This window comes from Dubosiella muris, from assembly GCF_004793885.1.
GTDB classification, from domain to species: domain Bacteria; phylum Bacillota_I; class Bacilli_A; order Erysipelotrichales; family Erysipelotrichaceae; genus Dubosiella; species Dubosiella muris.
The window spans coordinates 1-520 of the sequence record NZ_SRYG01000060.1 but is presented as its reverse complement, the minus strand read 5'-3'; the positions used below and the strand labels follow the sequence as shown (position 1 = coordinate 520).

At 40.4% G+C, this 520-nt stretch carries 1 protein-coding gene; it reads right to left on the bottom strand.

All coding sequences use genetic code 11. The features are described from left to right. Positions 1 to 520, bottom strand: a 520-nt coding sequence (locus E5336_RS12500) for a transposase (protein WP_479682363.1), incomplete at both ends; no start/stop codon positions are given.

The following is a 520-nucleotide window of genomic DNA, read 5'->3' as shown; positions in this document are numbered from 1 at the left end:
ATATGGCTTTTCTTCCTTGATAGCGATCAACGATCTGACGAAAAGCGCCATTTTCATCCATTACAGCCTGACCTTGGATAATGACATCTTCGTAGGTATGTTCCAACAGATCGTAGCTCGTATTGATATGGAAAGCAGAAAATGGAATGTTTGATTGATTGCCATTCATTATCGTCGTTTTTTCATCTTTGAATTCGTTACGGATAGGAAGAACGGTTCCATCCACAGCGATCAAGCGAAACCCCTTGAGTAGAGGAACGATATGGGTGTTTCGATTGAAAGAATCGAAAAGAGAGCGAAAAGCGTCGGGACGGATCTTGTCTCTAGCCTGTATAAAAGAAGAAGCTGTTGGTGTATCGAGATGATATCCGAAGAGTTTATAAATTTCATCTTTCAAGGAACCAGCTTCAAGAAGAATGACATTGAGTAAAGTATTACCAAAAAGATGTTTCCGTTTCCGGGTAAAATGTTTCATGGGATCAACGACAAAAAGAGAGCGGGAGCGATCCATAGTTTTGAT